At 52.8% G+C, this 1,050-nt stretch carries 1 protein-coding gene; it reads right to left on the bottom strand.

The window, feature by feature from the left end; genetic code table 11:
- Nucleotides 1–4: 4 nt before the first annotated feature.
- Nucleotides 5–967: an IS1595 family transposase gene (locus H7850_RS18050; protein ID WP_227370881.1), complete on the bottom strand. Its 963-nt coding sequence runs from the start codon at nucleotides 965–967 to the stop codon at nucleotides 5–7.
- Between the last annotated feature and the right edge of the window lie 83 nt (nucleotides 968–1,050).

The following is a 1,050-nucleotide window of genomic DNA, read 5'->3' as shown; positions in this document are numbered from 1 at the left end:
ATGGCTATGTTGGCATCTGCTGTTGGTCGAGGCCGATCGCCGCCCGAAGCCACGCCTCCTCAGTTGACTTTGCAGTTTCAAACAACCGCCGCCATGCCAAGTAATTCGGTAAATACGCTGTCCCCACCCCATGAAAGCGCCCCATCCAGACCTTCAGTCTGCTGATATAACTGTTGACGTTCTGAATGTGGTATTCCTTGCCGATTACTCGCTGATTATCAAGCGTTATCAGTCGATGATGAGCAATGCCATGGTCGGCAGAGAAGGTTTTATACCAGCGGTGTCCGTCCGAGCATAAAATCGAATCGCTATCGATGATCGGTGCCAGAAAGGCATGAACAGTGGACTTCTGGAGCATAGGATCCACCAAGTCACTGACATGACCATTGCGATCACGTGCGATAACGACCGGAATTTTATCCGCTTTTTTCTTTTTACCACCTTGGCCTCCGCGTTTCCGGGGCTTGCGGTGTGTGAGGTGGCGCTTGCCCTTGCAGGACGCGACAAAGAAGGTCTCGTCCACTTCGATGATGCCGGACATGGCGCTGGTGTTGGCGCTTGCGCTCTCATGCAGGAAGCGATGACGCCAGCGAAAGGCCGTCTTTAAGCTGATCCCCACTCGGGCCGCCGAGACGCGCAAGGTCAGGCTGTCTTGCATGCAGCGCAGGTAATCGAACCATTTGTCACGGGAATGCAGCTTAGCCAAGGGGGTACTTGTGAGGGCGTTGAATGTCTTGCGGCACGCAGGGTTCCGGCACCGATACCGCTGTAAGCCACTGGCACGTCCCCACCTGACAGGATGTTCATTAGCGCAGTGGGGACATGGGTGATGGAGCTTAGCAGTCTCGATCAGTGTGTCTGCCTGGGAATTGATTTTCTCAAGAAGCTGATTGGCAAAGTATTTCTTAAGACCGACAGGGAGGCAGGCCAGTGTCTGCTCAAGATCTTTAAGATCTGCATGCTTCATGGCGGACTCCAGAGAAAACTGGATATACAGTAGTTTATACAGTATTTTTATAGGACGCCAACAGCAGATGCCAACATAGCCAT

This window comes from Halomonas sp. M20, assembly GCF_020622265.1.
Classification (GTDB): domain Bacteria; phylum Pseudomonadota; class Gammaproteobacteria; order Pseudomonadales; family Halomonadaceae; genus Modicisalibacter.
This window is presented reverse-complemented; position numbering and strand designations above follow the sequence as displayed.

Excerpts from the sequence above, each read along its gene's own strand:
- H7850_RS18050 (WP_227370881.1), bottom strand. The coding sequence starts at position 967 with ATGAAGCATGCAGATCTTAAAGATCTTGAGCAGACACTGGCCTGCCTC.